Raw genomic sequence first — 17,415 nt, 5'->3', positions numbered from 1 at the left:
CTACTAAGCGGTAGCTTTGCGCGCGTCACACCGCTGCCATGCGGCCGGCCGCTCCTGGTCAGGAGCCGGTCCTCACTCCCTCGCCTCCGAACGCCGGTTCCAAGCACGCGGCGCCCGCCAGTGGAATCGCATCGCCAGCAGCCGCAGGACGAACGCCGTCACCACGGCCAGCCCGCTCGTGAACGGATTCAGCGCATCGAAGCGGATGCACAGCACCACCATCGCCGCACCCACCATCGCGGGCACGGCGTACAGGTCACGGTCCCAGCGCAGCAGCGAGGGCACCTCGTTGGCCAGCACATCGCGCAGCACACCGCCGCCGACGGCCGTGGCGAGCCCGAGGGTGGCGGAGGAGGTGAGTCCGAGACCGTACTCGTACGCCTTGGTCGTGCCCGTCACGCAGAAGAGGCCCAGCCCGGCCGCGTCGAAGACGTTGACCGCGACCTGGATCCGCTCCACGTGCGGGTGCAGGAAGAACACCAGCGCCGTCGCGACCAGCGGCGTGACGAAGTACCCGAGATCGGTGAAGGCCGCGGGCGGTACTGCCCCGATGATCAGGTCGCGCAGCAGCCCGCCGCCCAGCGCCGTGACCTCGGCGAGGACCGCCATGCCGAACACGTCGAAGTTCTTGCGGACGGCGAGCAGTGCCCCTGAGATCGCGAAGACGAAGATGCCGACGATTTCGAGAGCATGCTGGACGGAGGGCGTGAACAGTTCTTGGAGCACCGGACAGTTCTACAACGCCCGGTGCTCCAAGGTGTGCGGCAGTCCGTCAGCCGGTCTTGGCCGACTCCGCTCCGGAGGCGTCCGACTCCGATTCGTCGACCTCGTCGGCGGCGTCCGTACCGGCATCGGCGTCGGCGTCGCCCGCGGGAGGCGCGTCCTCCGCCTTGGCCGGAGCATCGGCCTCCGCGCCGTCGGTCTCGACAGGAGCGTCGCTCTTCGCCGAAGCGTCGGTCGCGACCGGAGTCTCGATCTCGGCGTCGGCCTTCACCGGCTCCTCCGGCTTCGCCTGCTCCTCGGCCTCCGCGCAGTCCTGCTCCTTCCCCTTCTCCGCCGACGCGTCCCCGGACGACTGCACCGGGATCACCACCTTGTCGGCGTCGGGGCCCTCAGCCGCGACGGCCTTGGTCTCCGTGACCGCCTCGATGCCGGTCGGGCGCGTCAGCTCCAGCGTCCCCGCCTCGATCTCCGCCGCGAAGTGGCACGCCACCTTGTGCCCGTCACCGACGTCCGTCAGCACCGGGCGTTCGGCCGCGCACCTGTCCTGGGCCCAGGGGCACCGGGTGTGGAAGCGGCAGCCGGCCGGCGGGTTGGCCGGCGAGGGGAGGTCGCCCTGGAGCAGGATCCGCTCGCGGCGGTCCTCCACCTCGGGGTCGGGCACCGGGACCGCCGACATGAGCGCCTTGGTGTACGGGTGCTTGGGCCCCGCGTACAGCGCGTCGCTCGGCGCCTCCTCCACGAGGGAGCCGAGGTACATGACCCCGATGACGTCCGAGATGTGCCGGACGACCGCCAGGTCGTGGGCGATGACGAGGTACGTCAGGCCCATCGACTCCTGGAGCTCCTCCAGCAGGTTGATCACCTGCGCCTGCACCGACACGTCGAGCGCCGAGACCGGCTCGTCGCAGATGATCACGTCGGGCTCGAGGACCAGCGCACGGGCGATGCCGATGCGCTGGCGCTGACCGCCGGAGAACTCGTGCGGGTAGCGGGAGAGCGCGTTGGCGGGCAGGCCGACCTTGGCGAGGATCTCCTTGATCCTCTCCCTGCGCTCGTCCTGGTCCTTGCCGATCCCGTGCGCGGCCATGCCCTCGCTGAGGATCGACTCGATGTTCTGACGCGGGTTGAGGCTGCCGAGCGGGTCCTGGAAGACCATCTGCAGACGCCGGCGGTACCGGCGCATCTCCTCCTCCGGCAGCTTCGCCAGGTCCGTCCCGTCGAAGACGACCTCACCGTCGGTGATGTCCACGAGACGCAGCACACCGCGGCCGAGCGTCGTCTTGCCACAGCCCGACTCGCCCACCAGCCCGTACGTCTGGCCGGCCTCGACCTTCAGCGACACACCGTCGACGGCATAGACATGGCCGACAGTGCGGTTGAAGAGGAGGCCCTTCCTGACGGGGAAGTGGACCTTCACATCGTCGAGTTCGAGCAGGCTCATGCCGAGACCTCCGCCTTGGGCTTGGGAAGGACCGGGTTGACGCAACGCACCTGGTGTCCGGCCGCGCGTGGTTCGGTCAGTTCGGGTGTGCCGGTCAGGCACTCCATCGTGTAGTAGTCGCAGCGCGGCGCGAAAGCGCAGCCGTCCGCCCAGGCGATCCGGTCGTTGATGGATCCGCGGATGGGGCTGAGCGGTTCGCCGCGCGGCGCGTCCAGCCGGGGGATGGACCCGAGCAGACCGTGCGCGTACGGGTGGGTGGGGTGCGCGAACAGCTCGCGGCGGCCCGCGGATTCGACGGCCCGGCCCGCGTACAGCACGTTGACCTGGTCGCAGAGGCCGGCCACGACGCCCAGGTCGTGGGTGATCATCAGCAGGGCGGTGCCCTCCTGGTCGACCAGTTCCTTGAGCAGTTCCAGGATCTGCGCCTGGATGGTCACGTCGAGCGCGGTCGTCGGCTCGTCGGCGATGAGCAGCCGGGGAGCGCACGCGACGGCCATGGCGATGAGCGCGCGCTGGCGCATGCCGCCGGACAGCTGGTGCGGGTACTCCTTGAGCCGCCGGGTCGGGTCGGGGATGCCGACCCGGTCCAGCAGGTTCGCCGCTTCCTTGCGGGCGGCCTCGCCCTTGAGTCCGCGGTGGCGCTCGAGGATCTCCGTGACCTGGACACCGATGGGGACGACCGGGTTCAGCGAGGACAGCGGGTCCTGGAAGATCATCGCCAGCTGGCTGCCGCGCATGTCCCGCAGCTTGCGCGGGCTCAGGCTCAGCAGGTCCTGGCCGTCGAACTCCGCGCGCCCGCCGACCTTCACGCCCTTGCCGGGCAGCAGGCCCATCAGGGCGAGCGAGGTCACGGACTTGCCGCAGCCCGACTCGCCCACGAGGCCCACGACCTGGCCCTGATCGACGTCGAACGAGACACCGTCGACGGCCGTGGAGTCCTTGCGGCCCTTGGCGGTGAAGGTGACGCTGAGTTCTTCAACTGAGAGCAGTGCCATGGGACTTCAGCCTCGCAGCTTCGGGTCGAGGGCTTCGCGCATGGCCTCGCCGAGCAGGGTGAAGCCGAGGGCGGTGATGATGATGCCGATGGCGGGATAGGCCGCCATCATCGGCTCGTTGTCGAAGAACCGTTCAGCCTGGGCGAGCATGACGCCCCACTCCGGGATCGCCGGGTCGGGGTTGCCGAGGCCCAGGTAGGACAGGGCCGCGGCCTCGATGATCGCGGTGGCGAGGCTCAGCGTCGCCTGGACGATCACCGGGCTGAGCGAGTTCGGCAGGATCTGGGTGAGGACGATCCGCTTCTTGCGGATGCCGAGCGCCTTGGCGGCGAGCACGTAGTCGCTGCTGCCCTGCACCAGCATCGAACCGCGCAGCAGTCGCGCGAAGATCGGGATCTGCACGACGCCGACCGCGATCATCACGGTGGTCAGCGACTGCCCCATCACCGCGGCGATGGAGACCGCCAGCAGCAGCGACGGCAGCGAGAGCATGATGTCGGTGAAGCGCATGATCACCGTGTCGACGCGCTCGCCGGCCCTGCCGCCGAGGGTCGCCGCGGCACCGGAGAGAACGCCGACGAGGGCGCCGACGATCAGACCGATCAGCATCGACACGACGCCGACCATCAGGGTCTGTCGGGCTCCGACGAGGATCCGGGAGAACATGTCGCGGCCCAGGTGATCCAGGCCGAACCAGTTCCCGTCGCGCGCGCCGACGAATTCGCCCCTGTTGGCGAAGACTTCGCCGCGCCATGTCTGGGCGGACGGGCTGTGCGGAGCGAGCCACGGTCCGACGATCGCGAGGAGCACGAACAGCGCGATGATGACGGCGCCGATGATGGCCATCTTGCTGGCCTTGAGCCGCCGCATGGCCTCGCGCCACAGGCTCGCGCCGCTCGTGACCTCCGACGTCTGCATCAGCTCCGCGAGCCGGTCGATCTTGTCGGCCTTCTTCGTCATGGTCGTCACGTCAGTGCACCCGCACTCTCGGGTCGATAAGGCTGTACGCGAGGTCGACCAGGAGGTTGATGAGGACGTACACCATCGCGATGAAGAGGATGAACCCGACGAGCACCGGGTAGTCGCGGGCGTCGATCGAGGTGCGGATGAAGTTGCCGATCCCGTTGAAGGAGAAGACCGACTCGGTCAGCACCGCGCCGGACAGCAGGCTTCCGGTCAGCAGACCGACGGCGGTGACCACGGGAAGCAGCGCGTTGCGCAGCACGTGCCGGCCGCGGACGACCCGCTTGTCGAGACCCTTGGACTCGGCCGTGCGGACGTAGTCCTCACCGAGGACCTCCAGCACGCTGGCCCGGGTCATGCGCACGATGACGGCGAGAGGGATCGAGGACAGCGCGATGGCGGGCAGGATCAGATGGTGGATCGCGTCCAGGCTGGCGTCCAGCTCGCCGGTCAGCAGGCCGTCGAGGACGGCGAAACCGGTGACGTCGGTGGCGTCCATGCCGGTGTCGAGCCGTCCGTAGCTCGGGAACATCTGCAGCTGGACGGCGAAGATCCCCTTGAGGATCAGGGCGAGGAAGAAGACCGGGATGCAGATGCCGATGAGCGACCCGGACACCGCACCGACGTCGAGCCAGCCGCCGCGGCGCTTGGCCGCCAGGTAGCCCATCGGAATGCCGACAACGATGGCAATGAGGATCGCGACGATGCTGAGTTCCACCGTTGCCGGGAACCGTGTCGCGAACTCGTCCCACACGGGCTGACCGGTCTGGGTGGATGTGCCGAGGTCCAGTTCGAAGATGCGCTTGAGGAAGCGCCAGTACTGGACGTAGACGGGCTGGTCGAGCCCGAGGGCCCGGTTGATACGCGCCACTTCGGCTTCGGTCGCCCGCTCGCCCAGGATCGCTGAGGCGGGTCCGCCGGGCAGCCGGTTCAGCCAGAGGAAGAGCAGAACCGACAGGCCGAGCAGGGTGGGTATGAGCTGTAGCAGTCTTCGTACGACGAGTCGCAGCACCCCGCGTGCCCCTTTCTTACGTGCGTCGATGCGGGTCCGCCCGGCCACCGAGGATCTGTGGCCGGGCGGACCCGCTGGGGTTTCGATTACTTGAAGGAGACCTCGGCGAAGTTCTCCTGCGTCAGCGGGGAGACCTTCGGCGGGTTGACGTTCTTGGCGAACGCGATCGCCGGCGGGGAAGCCGAGATCGGGACACCCGGGACGTACTCCATGATCGTCTCGTTGGCCTTCTTGTAAGCCTCGACGCGACCTGCGGGGTCGGTGACCTTCGAGGCGGCGTTCACCGCGTCGAAGACCTTCTTGTCGTTGAAGCCCCACTGCTTGTCGGGACCGGCGAACCAGGTGCCGATGAAGTTGTAGCCGTCGTTGAAGTCACCGGTCCAGCCCAGCATGTGCAGGGCGCAGGAGCCGGCCTCGGTGGCGTCCAGGTAGTCCGGGGCCCACTTCATCGCCTTCGGGGTGACCGTGATGCCGGCCTTCTCCAGGTCCGCCTTCATGCGCTCGAACATGTCCTGCGGCGCCGGCATGTAGGGGCGCGTGACCTCGGTCGGGTAGCAGAACTCGATCTTGAGCTTCTCCTCACCGGCCTTCTTGAGGAGCTCCTTGGCCTTGTTGGTGTCGAACGGGTAGGTCTTCACCTTGTCCGAGAAACCGGCGACCGTGTCGGGCATGAACTGGGTCGCGGCCTTGCCGCCGTCGGGCAGCTGCGTCTTGACGATGCCTTCGCGGTCGATGGCGTGCGAAATGGCCTGCCGGACCTCGAGCTTCTTCAGGGCGGGGTTCTTCGACTGCGTCATACCGACGTAGAAGATGTTGAAGACGTCACGGGTCGGAACCTCGTAACCCTCCTTCTCCAGCGTCTTCACATCGGCCGGAGCGACCAGGTCGTAACCGTCGATGTCACCGGCCTGCAGCGCCTGACGGCGGCCGGCCTCGGTGTCGATCGTGCGGAAGACCAGGTTCTTGACCTTGGCCTTCTCGCCCCAGTAGTCGTCGAAGCGCTCAAGGGTGACTTCCTTGTTGCCCTTGTTCCACTTCGTGATCTTGTACGGGCCGGTGCCGGCGACCGTGCCGGCCTCCTGGCTGTACTTGGGGTACGTGATCGCGTCGCCCTTGGCGGTCGCGTCCTGCTTCGCGTACTCCTTGATGGCCTTCGGCGAGTGGATCGCCAGCGCCTGGAGGGAGAAGCCGCCCGGCAGGTTCGCCGAGGGCTCATTGACCTCGATGACCGCCGTGCTCTCGTCCTTCACCGTGCAGGACTTGTAGTTCGGCTTGGGGGCTTCCTTGTCCTCGTTCTTGGCGAAGCCGCCCATGATGGTCTGCCAGTAGTAGGAGACCGCGCTCGACTGGTAGGTGCCCTTCCAGTTGAACCAGTGGTCGTAGTTCGCGCAGACCGCGGCGGCGTTGAACGCCTCTCCGTCGTGGAACTTCACACCCTTGCGCAGGTTGAACGTCCACACCTTGCCGGCCGGGTCGCTCGACCACTTCTCGGCGAGACCGCCGACGAGCTTGCTGCCGCCGGACTCGTGCTCGAGCAGGGCCTCGAAGGCCTGACGGGTGACCCGGAAGGTCTCACCGTCGCTCGCGAGCGCAGGGTCGAGGGAGCCGGGGTCACCGGCGCCGGCGAACACGAACGTGTCCTTGTCGCCGCCCTTGTCACCGTCCTTGCCCCGCTCGCTGGCGCAGCCGGTGGCGATCAGGCCGACGGCCACCGCCGCCGTGATCGCCCGGACAGCTCCGGACTTGAATATTCGCATGGGTCCACCCCGAGGTTCCGCCGTGGGAGAGGTCTTGACGGCCGAACACTACAGACGGGAGACACCTGGGAGAACAGTCCGGATAGCGGTGATACCTACTCGAGACCCGGACACTCAACAAACCGGGCAGATACGGGACATCCCCGCCAGGCGATTTAACACCCTTGACATCCGACGGAGTTCGTTCCCGTCATTTCCGCAGCGGCCCAGCTCAGCGGGTGTGCGGCGGAGGATATCCGTACCCGCCGCCGGCGGCCGGTGCCCCCGCGTGGGCGTCGCGGTCGTAGAAGGGGCGGGCATTGACACGCATCCACATGGTGACCGGGTCGTACTCGTCGGACATGGCCACGGTCGACACCGGCAGGCCGTCCGGCACGGCGGCCACCGACTGTCGCATCATCACCCGCACCGTCTCGACCGCCTGCGGGCCGGTGTCGTAGAGATCCAGACCGATGGCCAGGTACGCGGGCCCCACCGCGGGCTGCACCCAGGCACGCCGCAGCGAGCGGACGGCGGGGGTGCGGTGGGCGTTCTGCGTGAGCAGGGCGTAGAACTGCGGGATCTCGATCGCCGGGTCCGACAGCCGCAGCGGTCCCGCCGGCATCCGGTCCAGACCCGTGGCGATCCGGCGCAGATCCAGCCACGGCACGCCGACACCGCCGCCGGGCGCGTGCGGGTTCAGCCAGATGCCCCAGCGGTCCGGGTAGAGGGCGCGGGCGATGTCCCGGCCGGTGGTGACCTCGTGCGCACGGTTCCAGCCGGAGACGGCCAGCTCCTGGGGGGAGGTGACGCAGGGGGCGTAACAGACGCCGTCGATCTCCATGTTGCCGTACTGGGCGTCGGGCGAGCCGGGCTGTCCGTGCCACAACAGCATCCAGATCCGGCCGCCCGCGGGGTCGGCCAGGGCGTGCAGCAGCGCCTCGTACGCGTCGTAGCGGCCGGGAGTCACCTGGCGCAGCATGTGCTCGACCTGCCCGGCCGCCGCGGTGCCTGACGCACTCACCCTGTTCCGCCCCTCGTTCGGTCCCACCGTTCCGCACAGCCTCTGTCAGGCTGGTCAGGCCATCAAACCAGCTTAATCGGCCCTCCCGACAAAGACTTGACCACAGGGTCTCTCTTTCGTGTCAGGCCCGAGCCCTACACGTGCTGTCGTTGATAGAAGGGGCGCACCCGCTCGAGCATCCAGTCGGCCACCGGATCCTGCGCGACATCGAGAAGCACCAGGTTGACCGGCCACGGCGGCTGGACCCGGCCCATGGCCCGCCCGAGGGCGTCCATCGGGGCGTTGCGCTCGACGCCCTCCCATGACGAGAGCTGCACACCGATGAAGAGTGTCGGCGCGTCGCCCTCGATGGAGGCGAGCGCGCGGCGGCCCGTCAGCACGACGCCGACGGCCTCGAACTCGCCTGCCGCGGCAGCGAGGAAGTCGACCGGCTCCTCCTGCCAGTCCGGCTCGAAGAGCCGCACCCGGCCGCCGGAGGCCGGACCCTCGAGCGGCGTCCGCCCCACCCGGCACAGCTCGGCGACCGCGGCGGGCGGCAACGGGGCGCCCACGGCGCCGCCCGGATTCACGGCGATACCGAGCTGCGGGGGCAGCCCGCGGGCGAATTCCCGGGCGGGCGCGACGGTGAACGGCATATGGGCGCCGACGCACTGGAGGAACTGCTGTTCCGAACTGAAGACGGGGACGTACGCGGCGCCATCGATCTCCATGGTCGGCAGATCGAGGTCGCGGCTCTCCTGGCTGCCGCCGTTGGGCAGCGGGACCCATATCGGGCTGCGGCCGAGCACCTCGACGAGGCGGCCGCCGGCCGCGGGGTTGCCGAGGGAGGCGGCGAGCACCTCTTCGAGCTCGTTGCCGGGCCAGCCGGTGCGGGGTATGTCCATGCGGTGTCCTTCGTGCGGGCCCCAGCAGTGGGCGGTGCGTGGTCGTGCGCGACGACCCTAGCGCCGGGGGGTGTCCGCTGCGCGGAGCGTTTCCCCACGCCACCCCTTCCCGAACGGGCTCCGCCCGGACCCGCCACCGTGCTCGGCGCGGTGCTTGCGGGGGCTCCTCCCTCCGCCTGGCGGCGTGGGGCCCCCACCGGACCCCCGCGCCTCCAACGCCGGCGAGGCTGGAATTGCCTCCGTCCGCGGAGGCCTGAGCCGTCGACGCGGGCTCGGGCCGCCGCCGGCGGGTCCGGAACCTGGCCGGCGAAGAGCTCGGCCGCCGCAGGCACGGCTGCGAATCAGCGGAGTCCTACACCTGGCGCAGCCGAGGCAGGCCGGCGCAACCGACGAGGCCCGGACTACCCCATCAACGGAGTCCGACCCTGGCGCAGCCGACGCAGGCGAGCGCCGCCGACCCGGCCGATTTCGTGGAGCGAAATCACCCGTTCGGGCGCACCCTTCACGGCCGGCGGGCCGTGGAGAGCAGATAGAGGGCACCGCGCGGGCGCGCGGTGCAGCACCTCCGGGGGTCCGGCCGCGGCGGGGCGGGAACAGGGCTCGCGCAGCGGACGTGGAGCGGCCGTTATCCGAAGCCCAGTCGCCCCAGCGTCCCCGCTGCCTCGCGGTCCAGGAGGACCGCCGAGGCGCAGCCGGACGGCAGGCGGCCCGCCTCCGCTTCGGTGACCAGGCGGGAGACGGCCCGGCGGTGGCGGGCGAAGGCGTAGCCCGAGACGCCGCGGCCCCGCTCGCGCTGGCCCGCGCGCGCGACCTGGGGTGTCACATCCAGCAGCACCAGGTGGAGGGACGTGCCGCGCCGCCGTGTCGCACGGGCGAGCCAGCGCCGCACCCATGCCTGCGTGCCGCAGTCGTGCACGACGACGCTCGCGCCGGAGCGGAGGGCGCGCCGCAGTCCGGCGTAGTGGGCGAGCCGAACCAGCGGGCGGTAGATCGCGTACGGCAGGAAGCGGGGCGCACGGGCGTCCCAGCGGTCCCGCGTGTCCTGCGAGTCGATGCCGAGGCCGCTCGCCGCGCGCCGGATCAGCGTGGACTTGCCGCTGCCGGGGAGGCCGGAGACGACCACCACGTCACCGGCGGCGAAGATCAGGCTGTGCGGGCTGCGCCCGGCCCGCTGCCGCAGGTCGCGCAGGACGGGCAGGGCGGTCGTGGCCGCTCCGGCCCGGGACGGGACGGCGGACATGCCCGGTGGCGCGGGCACCCCCGTGGTCGTGGCGTATGCACCGGTCGGCTGCAACGTCGTCCCCCTCCCCGTGTCGGGTCATGCCACACCCTTGCCCATGAAGTGTAAAGAATTGGTAATACGGCTCAAGTGTTTTCAGGGCGGCCTCACGCTCCACTCTTCCCCGATGCGTGCAATGATGTGCGCGCAAACTCCATACCGGCCGCTTGAATCCACGCGGGAGAGTCCCTGCCACCTCTGTGGCGGGCGCCGAAGGAGCAAGTTCCTCCCTTGAATCTCTCAGGCCCCGTACCGCGTGTGATGAGGCAGATCTGAAAAGCGAGCCGCATTCGAGTGGCTCCACCCAAGGTGCAAGTCACGACTACCCGTACGCGTAGTCGGGGCGAACCTCTCAGGTTCCGATGACAGATGGGGAGGATTGTCCTCGCAGCCATGCCCTGGGAGCCACACCTATGAGCAACGCCCCCCGTCTGACCGCACTCGACGCCCTGCACAGGTCGCTGGGCGCGACCATGACCGATTTCGCCGGCTGGGACATGCCCCTGCGGTACGGCAGCGAGCGTGACGAGCACAACGCCGTCCGTACCAAGGCCGGGCTGTTCGACCTGTCCCACATGGGTGAGATCACCGTCACCGGTCCGCAGGCCGTCGACCTGCTGAACTACGCGCTGGTCGGCAACATCGGCACCGTCGGCCTCGGCCGCGCCCGCTACACGATGATCTGCCAGGAGGACGGCGGCATCGTCGACGACCTGATCGTCTACCGCCTCGGCGAGGACGAGTACATGGTCGTCGCCAACGCCGGCAACGCCCAGATCGTGCTCGACGCCCTCACCGAGCGCGCCGGGGGCTTCGACGCCACCGTCCGTGACGACCGTGACGCGTACGCGCTGATCGCGGTCCAGGGACCGGAGTCCCCCGGCATCCTGAAGTCCCTGACCGACGCGGACCTGGACGGCCTGAAGTACTACGCGGGCCTGCCGGGCACCGTGGCCGGCGTCCCGGCGCTGATCGCCCGCACCGGCTACACCGGCGAGGACGGCTTCGAGCTGTTCGTCGAGCCGCAGCACGCCGAGAAGCTCTGGCAGGCGCTGACCGACGCGGGCGCGCCCGCCGGTCTGATCCCGTGCGGCCTGTCCTGCCGTGACACGTTGCGCCTGGAGGCGGGCATGCCGCTGTACGGGCACGAGCTGACCACGGCGCTCACCCCGTTCGACGCGGGCCTCGGCCGGGTGGTGAAGTTCGAGAAGGAAGGCGACTTCGTCGGCCGTGCGGCGCTCACGGCCGCCGCGGAGCGTGCCGAGTCCGCGCCGCCGCGCAAGCTCGTCGGGCTGATCGCGGAGGGCCGCCGGGTCCCCCGTGCCGGTATGCCGGTCGTGGCGGAGGGCATGGTGATCGGCGAGGTCACCTCGGGCGCCCCCAGCCCCACCCTCGGCAAGCCGATCGCCATGGCATACGTGGACGCGGCCCACGCCGCGTCGGGCACTTCGGGGGTCGGCGTCGACATCCGGGGCACCCACGAGCCGTACGAGGTCGTGGCGCTGCCGTTCTACAAGCGCCAGAAGTGATCCTCCGGGTGCCGGAAGTGATCGTCCGCACCCTGTCCCCGTTCACCAGCACTCCCCCGCGTACAGGAGAATTCAGGTCATGAGCAACCCCCAGCAGCTGCGCTACAGCAAGGAGCACGAGTGGCTGTCGGCCGCCGAGGACGGCGTGTCGACGGTCGGCATCACGGAGCACGCGGCCAACGCGCTCGGCGACGTGGTGTACGTCCAGCTCCCCGAGGTCGGTGACACGGTGACCGCGGGCGAGACCTGCGGCGAGCTGGAGTCCACCAAGTCGGTCAGCGACCTGTACTCCCCGGTCAGCGGTGAGGTCACCGAGGCCAACGAGGACGTCGTCAACGACCCGTCCCTGGTGAACTCCGCCCCGTTCGAGGGCGGTTGGCTCTTCAAGGTACGCGTGAGCGAAGAGCCGAAGGACCTGCTCTCCGCGGACGAGTACACCGATTTCGCCGGCTGACCAAAACCTTAGGGACCGAGTGATGTCGCTTCTCAACACCCCTCTCCACGAGCTGGACCCGGATGTCGCCGCCGCTGTCGACGCCGAGCTCCACCGTCAGCAGTCCACCCTCGAGATGATCGCCTCGGAGAACTTCGCTCCGGTCGCGGTCATGGAGGCACAGGGCTCCGTCCTCACGAACAAGTACGCCGAGGGCTACCCGGGCCGCCGCTACTACGGCGGCTGCGAGCACGTCGACGTGGTCGAGCAGATCGCCATCGACCGCATCAAGGCGCTGTTCGGCGCCGAGCACGCCAATGTGCAGCCCCACTCGGGCGCGCAGGCGAACGCGGCCGCGATGTTCGCGCTGCTGAAGCCGGGCGACACGATCATGGGCCTGAACCTGGCCCACGGCGGTCACCTGACCCACGGCATGAAGATCAACTTCTCCGGCAAGCTCTACAACGTGGTCGCCTACCACGTGGACGACGCCACCGGCCAGGTCGACATGGCCGAGGTCGAGCGCCTCGCCAAGGAGTCCAAGCCGAAGCTGATCGTCGCCGGCTGGTCCGCGTACCCGCGCCAGCTGGACTTCGCGGCCTTCCGGAGGATCGCCGACGAGGTCGGCGCCTACCTGATGGTCGACATGGCGCACTTCGCCGGCCTGGTGGCCGCGGGTCTGCACCCCAACCCGGTGCCGCACGCCCACGTCGTCACCACGACCACGCACAAGACCCTCGGCGGTCCGCGCGGCGGCGTGATCCTGTCCACCGCCGAGCTCGCCAAGAAGATCAACTCCGCGGTCTTCCCCGGCCAGCAGGGCGGCCCCCTGGAGCACGTCATCGCGGCGAAGGCGGTCTCCTTCAAGGTCGCCGCCTCCGAGGACTTCAAGGAGCGCCAGCAGCGCACGCTGGACGGCGCCCGCATCCTCGCCGAGCGTCTGGTCCAGGCCGACGTGACCGAGCACGGCGTCTCCGTGCTGTCCGGCGGCACGGACGTGCACCTGGTCCTGGTGGACCTGCGCAACTCGCAGTTGGACGGTCAGCAGGCCGAGGACCGCCTCCACGAGGTCGGCATCACGGTCAACCGCAACGCCATCCCGAACGACCCGCGGCCGCCGATGGTCACCTCGGGTCTGCGGATCGGCACCCCGGCGCTGGCCACCCGCGGCTTCCAGGACGAGGACTTCCGTGAGGTCGCGGACATCATCGCCGAGGCCCTGAAGCCGTCGTACGACGTGCCGGCGCTGCGCGCCCGCGTGACGGCCCTGGCCGAGAAGCACCCGCTCTACCCTGGTCTGTGACGGATCTCCCGTAACGGACCCGGACAAAACAAAAGGGGCACCGCGCACACTGGACCGTGCGCGCGGTGCCCCGCACCACGTAAGCACCACGCACCCGCAATGCCTCCGCGCCCAACGCCACCCGTATACGAGGCGCTGCGCGCCGCTGCACTACACGGCAGACAACGGCGTCTACCACCCCACAAGGAGTTTCCCGTGGCCATCTCGGTCTTCGACCTGTTCTCGATCGGCATCGGCCCGTCCAGCTCCCACACGGTGGGCCCGATGCGCGCCGCCCGGATGTTCGCCCGGCGCCTGAAGAACGAGGGCCTGCTCGCCCACACCGCGGCGATACGGGCCGAGCTGTTCGGCTCGCTGGGTGCGACCGGGCACGGCCACGGCACTCCCAAGGCCGTCCTGCTGGGCCTGGAGGGCAACTCTCCGCGGACGGTCGACGTCGAGAGCGCCGACGCGCAGGTCGAGCGGATCAGGACGAACGGGCGGATCAACCTGCTCGGCGCCCACGAGATCGACTTCGACTTCGACGAGGACCTCGTCCTGCACCGCCGCAAGGCCCTGCCGTACCACGCCAACGGCATGACGGTCCTCGCCCGCGACGCCGAGGGCACGACTCTGCTGGAGAAGACGTACTACTCGGTCGGCGGCGGGTTCGTCGTCGACGAGACCGTGCTTTCTCAAGAGGGAGCGGCGGGCGACAACCCGATCGTCCCCGACGACACCGTCCTGAAGTACCCCTTCCGTACCGGCGACGAGCTGCTGCGTCTCACCAAGGAGACCGGTCTGTCGATCTCGGCGCTGATGCTGGAGAACGAGAAGGCCTGGCGCACCGAGGACGAGATCCGGGAGGGGCTCCTGGAGATCTGGCGGGTCATGCAGGCGTGCGTCTCGCGCGGCATGTCCCGCGAGGGCATCCTGCCGGGCGGTCTCAAGGTCCGCCGACGGGCCGCCACCACGGCCCGCAAGCTGCGCTCCGAGGGCGACCCGCAGGCACTCGCCATGGAGTGGATCACGCTCTACGCGATGGCCGTGAACGAGGAGAACGCAGCCGGCGGCCGGGTCGTCACCGCCCCCACGAACGGCGCCGCGGGCATCATCCCGGCGGTCCTGCACTACTACATGAACTTCGTGCCCGGCGCCGACGAGAAGGGCATCGTCGACTTCCTGCTCGCCGCGGGCGCGATCGGCATGCTCTTCAAGGAGAACGCCTCGATCTCGGGCGCGGAGGTCGGCTGCCAGGGCGAGGTCGGCTCCGCCTGCTCGATGGCTGCGGGCGCGCTCGCCGAGGTGCTCGGCGGCTCCCCGGAGCAGGTCGAGAACGCCGCGGAGATCGGCATGGAGCACAACCTCGGCCTCACCTGCGACCCGGTCGGCGGCCTGGTCCAGATCCCGTGCATCGAGCGCAACGGCATGGCGGCGGTCAAGGCGGTCACGGCCGCGAAGATGGCGATGCGGGGCGACGGCAGCCACAAGGTCTCCCTGGACAAGGTCATCAAGACGATGAAGGACACCGGAGCCGACATGTCGGTCAAGTACAAGGAGACCGCCCGCGGCGGTCTCGCGGTGAACATCATCGAGTGCTGACCGCAGCCCTTTCGGGCATGGGAAGGCCCCCGGCGCTGCGCCGGGGGCCTTCCCGTGTCCCGTGCGGGATCAGGCCTTGTTCAGGTGGGCCCAGAACTCGTCGAACGACAGGAGCTTGTCCTTGTCGGTGTCCTGTGCGGCGATCACGGCCTCGGCCACCGACTCGGTGACGTTCCAGTCACCCATCTGAGCCATGGCCGTCTTGTACTCGGCCGCAGTGATGAAGCCGTCGCCGTCCGCGTCGTAACGGTCGAACGCCTTGCGTGCTGACTCGATGTCCGCCACCGGTCCACCCCTTCTTGGTGCATTACTGACGGGGGTCAGATTATCGGCCCGCGTCATCGATCATGGAGGCGAGGCCTGTACCCACGAACGGGGAGAGATGCGATGAGCGACGAACTGGGGCGGCTGCTCGCCGCCGCGGCGCAGGGGCGGTTCCCGCCCGCGGACGGCGGTGTGACGGTGGTCGACCGGCCCGGTGCCCGTGACGAGGGCGTGGTGGCCTTCACCGCGCACTCGGTCGTCTTCACGGCCGAGGACCCGGAGTGGATACGGGCCGAACTGGCGGCCACCGCCTCGGACCGGCTGGCCGCCACCATGAACCCGGGTTTCCTGGCCGCCCTGATGCGGCGCACCGGACGGTCCATGGACACGATCGACCTGGTGACGGTCGCGGAGGCGCTGCCCGGGGATCCCGATGTCGAACTGCGCGAGATCCAGGACCGCGAGCATCCCCGTGTGGTCGGCGCCCTCAAGCGCCGCGACGAGGTGCGGGTGTGGGCGGCCGACGGTGGAGTGCTCGTCATGGGCCGGGGGCTGGCGGGCCGCTGGGAGGTGTCCGTCGAGGTCGACGAGGAGGCGCGCGGCCGGGGCATCGGTCCCCGACTCGCCGTCGCCGCGCGGCATCTGGTGCCCGGGCCGGTGCTGTGGTCCCAGCAGTCGCCCGGCAACGCACGCAGCGTGCGCGCGTTCCAGCGGGCGGGTTTCCGGCCGGTCGCCTCCGAGGCGCTCCTCGCGGCGCGGTGACGGCGCGGGAGGGCCGCCCCGGGCCGGTCGGGCCCGGGGCGGCGTTCTTCCGCTCAGGTCACAGGCGCCAGGGCGGGTAGTTCGGGTTGCCCCTGCACTCGCTCATCATCTCGCGCCCGGTCTCCTTGTCGACGGGACAGGCGCCGACGATGAAGTCCCGGTCGATGCCGCCGGGGAAAGCCACCTCGACCTTGTCCGCCCACCGCGGTGGATGTCGCCGATGGTCTCGCCGACGTGGATGCCGCCGGGCGATGCGCACCTACCTCCTCTCGGGACCGATGAATCAAGCACCTGAAGGGATACTTATGCATGAAATGCCAGGTGATTGCGCGCGCTCACCTACGATCCCTTGACGATCTATTCCATTGGATACATTTTGCCCGCTTATATGATTTTGGAGATGAGGCGTCCGTCTGTCATAGTCGATGACACGACCTCCATTGACCCGGGCCAGGTCGACATCAGCAGCCGTGGATACACCCCCCGATCCACGGCGCTCCACACAGAAGCCTCCGAGTCGCCGCCATCGCGGCGCACGGGGGCTTCTGTGTGTCGCGGGCCCGCCGGCGTGCGTCAGCGGTCGGCGACCCGCATCTCGAACCAGGTGGTCTTGCCGCGCGGCAGCAGGTCCACGCCCCAGCGGTCGGCGAGCTTGTCGACGAGGAACAACCCCCGGCCGCTGATGTCCATCTCTCCGACAGGCATCAGACACGGCAGGCCCCGGGACGGATCGCGCACCTCGATGCGGATCCAGCCGCGGCGGCGCAGCATCCGTAAGCCGAACACTCGCGCCCCGGTGTGGCGTACCGCGTTGCCGACGAGTTCGGAGACGAGCAGGACCGCGTACTCACCCGTCTGCGCCGGCAGCGCCCACTGGCGCAGCACCACGCACTGGGTGAGCCGCCGGGCGGTGGCGGCGGACTCGGGCCGGGAGGGGAGGCGCACCTCCGCGTCGGTGGGGTTGCCGTACAACTCGACGGCCTTCAAGGCCTGTTCGTCGTCGGCGGCCGGTACCCACCGTGCGGCGGTTGCGCTGACGCGTTGCCGCGGTTGTCCCACACCATCGAGGCCCGCCATGTCTCCATCATGGCCCCTGCCGCCCGTCCGCGTGGCCGTTACCGCGGAACGAAGCCCCTCGGAACGGGACGCCCCGGCCGGCTCGATCGGCATCCGGCCTCGACGACGCCAGGTGGGGCCCGCCCGCCTGAACCCGGGTGAAGGCCACCCTCACGAGTGACGCCGGGACCCACGGCAGCCGGCCGACACCGCTGTGCCGCCCTCCGCCCACACCTCAAGGGTGCGTGGGATCAGGCCATTTGTCGTGCGGTGCCCTCCCGCGAAGCCCTCGATGGCCTGCACCGGCTCCACGGCCCGGGTACTCATCCGGCCAATCCGCCACCTCGTGCGCTCCTGCGCTTCCGAAAGCCCCGTTCCCCGGACCATCGCGGGGGCACTCGGAGGAGGGGCGGATCAGGAGCGTCACGCC

At 69.6% G+C, this 17,415-nt stretch carries 16 protein-coding genes, 1 pseudogene and 1 riboswitch; of the genes and pseudogenes, 5 read left to right on the top strand and 12 right to left on the bottom strand.

The features are described from left to right. Positions 1-72 precede the first annotated feature (72 nt). The 9 genes from MDN94_RS15595 to MDN94_RS15555 form a co-directional block, all read right to left on the bottom strand. Positions 73-726, bottom strand: a complete 654-nt coding sequence (locus tag MDN94_RS15595; protein ID WP_482726400.1) for a trimeric intracellular cation channel family protein — start codon at positions 724-726, stop codon at positions 73-75. 46 nt (positions 727-772) lie between these two features. Beyond that, positions 773-2,164 (bottom strand): ABC transporter ATP-binding protein, encoded by a 1,392-nt coding sequence (locus MDN94_RS15590; protein WP_482726399.1) that lies wholly within the window; start codon positions 2,162-2,164, stop codon positions 773-775. Beyond that, positions 2,161-3,159, bottom strand: a complete 999-nt coding sequence (locus tag MDN94_RS15585) for an ABC transporter ATP-binding protein (protein WP_482726398.1) — start codon at positions 3,157-3,159, stop codon at positions 2,161-2,163. Before MDN94_RS15585 ends, MDN94_RS15590 begins: the two co-directional genes overlap by 4 nt. A 6-nt stretch (positions 3,160-3,165) precedes the next feature. Then, complete coding sequence (locus MDN94_RS15580) at positions 3,166-4,119, bottom strand: ABC transporter permease (RefSeq protein ID WP_482727082.1); 954 nt, start codon at positions 4,117-4,119, stop codon at positions 3,166-3,168. Positions 4,120-4,129: 10 nt separating this feature from the next. After that, entirely contained in the window at positions 4,130-5,134 is a 1,005-nt protein-coding gene (locus tag MDN94_RS15575) for an ABC transporter permease (protein WP_482726397.1), read from the bottom strand. Positions 5,135-5,220: 86 nt separating this feature from the next. After that, on the bottom strand, positions 5,221-6,891 hold the full coding sequence (locus MDN94_RS15570) for an ABC transporter substrate-binding protein (protein WP_482726396.1): 1,671 nt from the start codon (positions 6,889-6,891) through the stop codon (positions 5,221-5,223). Between the two features lie 211 nt (positions 6,892-7,102). After that, positions 7,103-7,894: an enhanced serine sensitivity protein SseB C-terminal domain-containing protein gene (locus MDN94_RS15565; RefSeq protein ID WP_482726395.1), complete on the bottom strand. Its 792-nt coding sequence runs from the start codon at positions 7,892-7,894 to the stop codon at positions 7,103-7,105. 134 nt (positions 7,895-8,028) lie between these two features. Continuing rightward, complete coding sequence (locus tag MDN94_RS15560) at positions 8,029-8,778, bottom strand: enhanced serine sensitivity protein SseB (protein ID WP_482726394.1); 750 nt, start codon at positions 8,776-8,778, stop codon at positions 8,029-8,031. Between the two features lie 625 nt (positions 8,779-9,403). Continuing rightward, on the bottom strand, positions 9,404-10,018 hold the full coding sequence (locus MDN94_RS15555) for an AAA family ATPase (protein WP_482727081.1): 615 nt from the start codon (positions 10,016-10,018) through the stop codon (positions 9,404-9,406). Between the two features lie 207 nt (positions 10,019-10,225). Further along, a riboswitch (glycine riboswitch) is annotated at positions 10,226-10,322 on the top strand. Between the two features lie 148 nt (positions 10,323-10,470). Between MDN94_RS15555 and gcvT the strand changes: the two genes are divergently transcribed. The 4 genes from gcvT to MDN94_RS15535 all read left to right on the top strand — a co-directional run bounded on the left by gcvT (position 10,471) and on the right by MDN94_RS15535 (position 14,903). Then, positions 10,471-11,586 carry a glycine cleavage system aminomethyltransferase GcvT gene (gcvT, locus tag MDN94_RS15550; RefSeq protein ID WP_482726393.1) on the top strand — a complete coding sequence of 372 codons (1,116 nt, stop codon included), beginning with the start codon at positions 10,471-10,473 and terminating at the stop codon, positions 11,584-11,586. Positions 11,587-11,665: 79 nt separating this feature from the next. Continuing rightward, positions 11,666-12,040 (top strand): glycine cleavage system protein GcvH, encoded by a 375-nt coding sequence (gene gcvH, locus MDN94_RS15545; RefSeq protein ID WP_159686883.1) that lies wholly within the window; start codon positions 11,666-11,668, stop codon positions 12,038-12,040. A gap of 22 nt (positions 12,041-12,062) precedes the next feature. Further along, positions 12,063-13,322 carry a serine hydroxymethyltransferase gene (glyA, locus tag MDN94_RS15540; RefSeq protein ID WP_482726392.1) on the top strand — a complete coding sequence of 420 codons (1,260 nt, stop codon included), beginning with the start codon at positions 12,063-12,065 and terminating at the stop codon, positions 13,320-13,322. Positions 13,323-13,517: 195 nt separating this feature from the next. Beyond that, positions 13,518-14,903, top strand: a complete 1,386-nt coding sequence (locus tag MDN94_RS15535) for an L-serine ammonia-lyase (RefSeq protein ID WP_482726391.1) — start codon at positions 13,518-13,520, stop codon at positions 14,901-14,903. 69 nt (positions 14,904-14,972) lie between these two features. Here MDN94_RS15535 and MDN94_RS15530 read toward each other — a convergent pair whose 3' ends face one another. Beyond that, entirely contained in the window at positions 14,973-15,188 is a 216-nt protein-coding gene (locus MDN94_RS15530) for an EF-hand domain-containing protein (protein WP_005311639.1), read from the bottom strand. A 102-nt stretch (positions 15,189-15,290) separates the two neighbouring features. On the opposite strand from MDN94_RS15530, the gene MDN94_RS15525 reads away from it, so the two are divergent. Next, positions 15,291-15,929, top strand: coding sequence for a GNAT family N-acetyltransferase (locus MDN94_RS15525; RefSeq protein WP_482726390.1), 639 nt, complete (start codon positions 15,291-15,293; stop codon positions 15,927-15,929). Between the two features lie 58 nt (positions 15,930-15,987). On the opposite strand, the pseudogene MDN94_RS15520 reads toward MDN94_RS15525, so the two are convergent. Together MDN94_RS15520 and MDN94_RS15515 are read right to left on the bottom strand one after the other, a co-directional pair. Beyond that, positions 15,988-16,181 (bottom strand): annotated as a pseudogene (locus tag MDN94_RS15520) (scabin-related ADP-ribosyltransferase); the annotation flags it as partial. Positions 16,182-16,502: 321 nt separating this feature from the next. Further along, positions 16,503-17,006, bottom strand: coding sequence for an ATP-binding protein (locus MDN94_RS15515; RefSeq protein WP_482726389.1), 504 nt, complete (start codon positions 17,004-17,006; stop codon positions 16,503-16,505). Between the last annotated feature and the right edge of the window lie 409 nt (positions 17,007-17,415).

The organism is Streptomyces sp. WAC00040 (assembly GCF_056835925.1).
This window is presented reverse-complemented; position numbering and strand designations above follow the sequence as displayed.

Excerpts from the sequence above, each read along its gene's own strand:
- MDN94_RS15590 (WP_482726399.1), bottom strand. The coding sequence starts at position 2,164 with ATGAGCCTGCTCGAACTCGACGATGTGAAGGTCCACTTCCCCGTCAGG.
- MDN94_RS15585 (WP_482726398.1), bottom strand. The coding sequence starts at position 3,159 with ATGGCACTGCTCTCAGTTGAAGAACTCAGCGTCACCTTCACCGCCAAG.
- MDN94_RS15580 (WP_482727082.1), bottom strand. The coding sequence starts at position 4,119 with ATGACGAAGAAGGCCGACAAGATCGACCGGCTCGCGGAGCTGATGCAG.
- MDN94_RS15570 (WP_482726396.1), bottom strand. The coding sequence starts at position 6,891 with ATGCGAATATTCAAGTCCGGAGCTGTCCGGGCGATCACGGCGGCGGTG.
- MDN94_RS15560 (WP_482726394.1), bottom strand. The coding sequence starts at position 8,778 with ATGGACATACCCCGCACCGGCTGGCCCGGCAACGAGCTCGAAGAGGTG.
- MDN94_RS15555 (WP_482727081.1), bottom strand. The coding sequence starts at position 10,018 with ATGTCCGCCGTCCCGTCCCGGGCCGGAGCGGCCACGACCGCCCTGCCC.
- gcvT (WP_482726393.1), top strand. The coding sequence starts at position 10,471 with ATGAGCAACGCCCCCCGTCTGACCGCACTCGACGCCCTGCACAGGTCG.
- gcvH (WP_159686883.1), top strand. The coding sequence starts at position 11,666 with ATGAGCAACCCCCAGCAGCTGCGCTACAGCAAGGAGCACGAGTGGCTG.
- glyA (WP_482726392.1), top strand. The coding sequence starts at position 12,063 with ATGTCGCTTCTCAACACCCCTCTCCACGAGCTGGACCCGGATGTCGCC.
- MDN94_RS15525 (WP_482726390.1), top strand. The coding sequence starts at position 15,291 with ATGAGCGACGAACTGGGGCGGCTGCTCGCCGCCGCGGCGCAGGGGCGG.
- MDN94_RS15515 (WP_482726389.1), bottom strand. The coding sequence starts at position 17,006 with ATGGCGGGCCTCGATGGTGTGGGACAACCGCGGCAACGCGTCAGCGCA.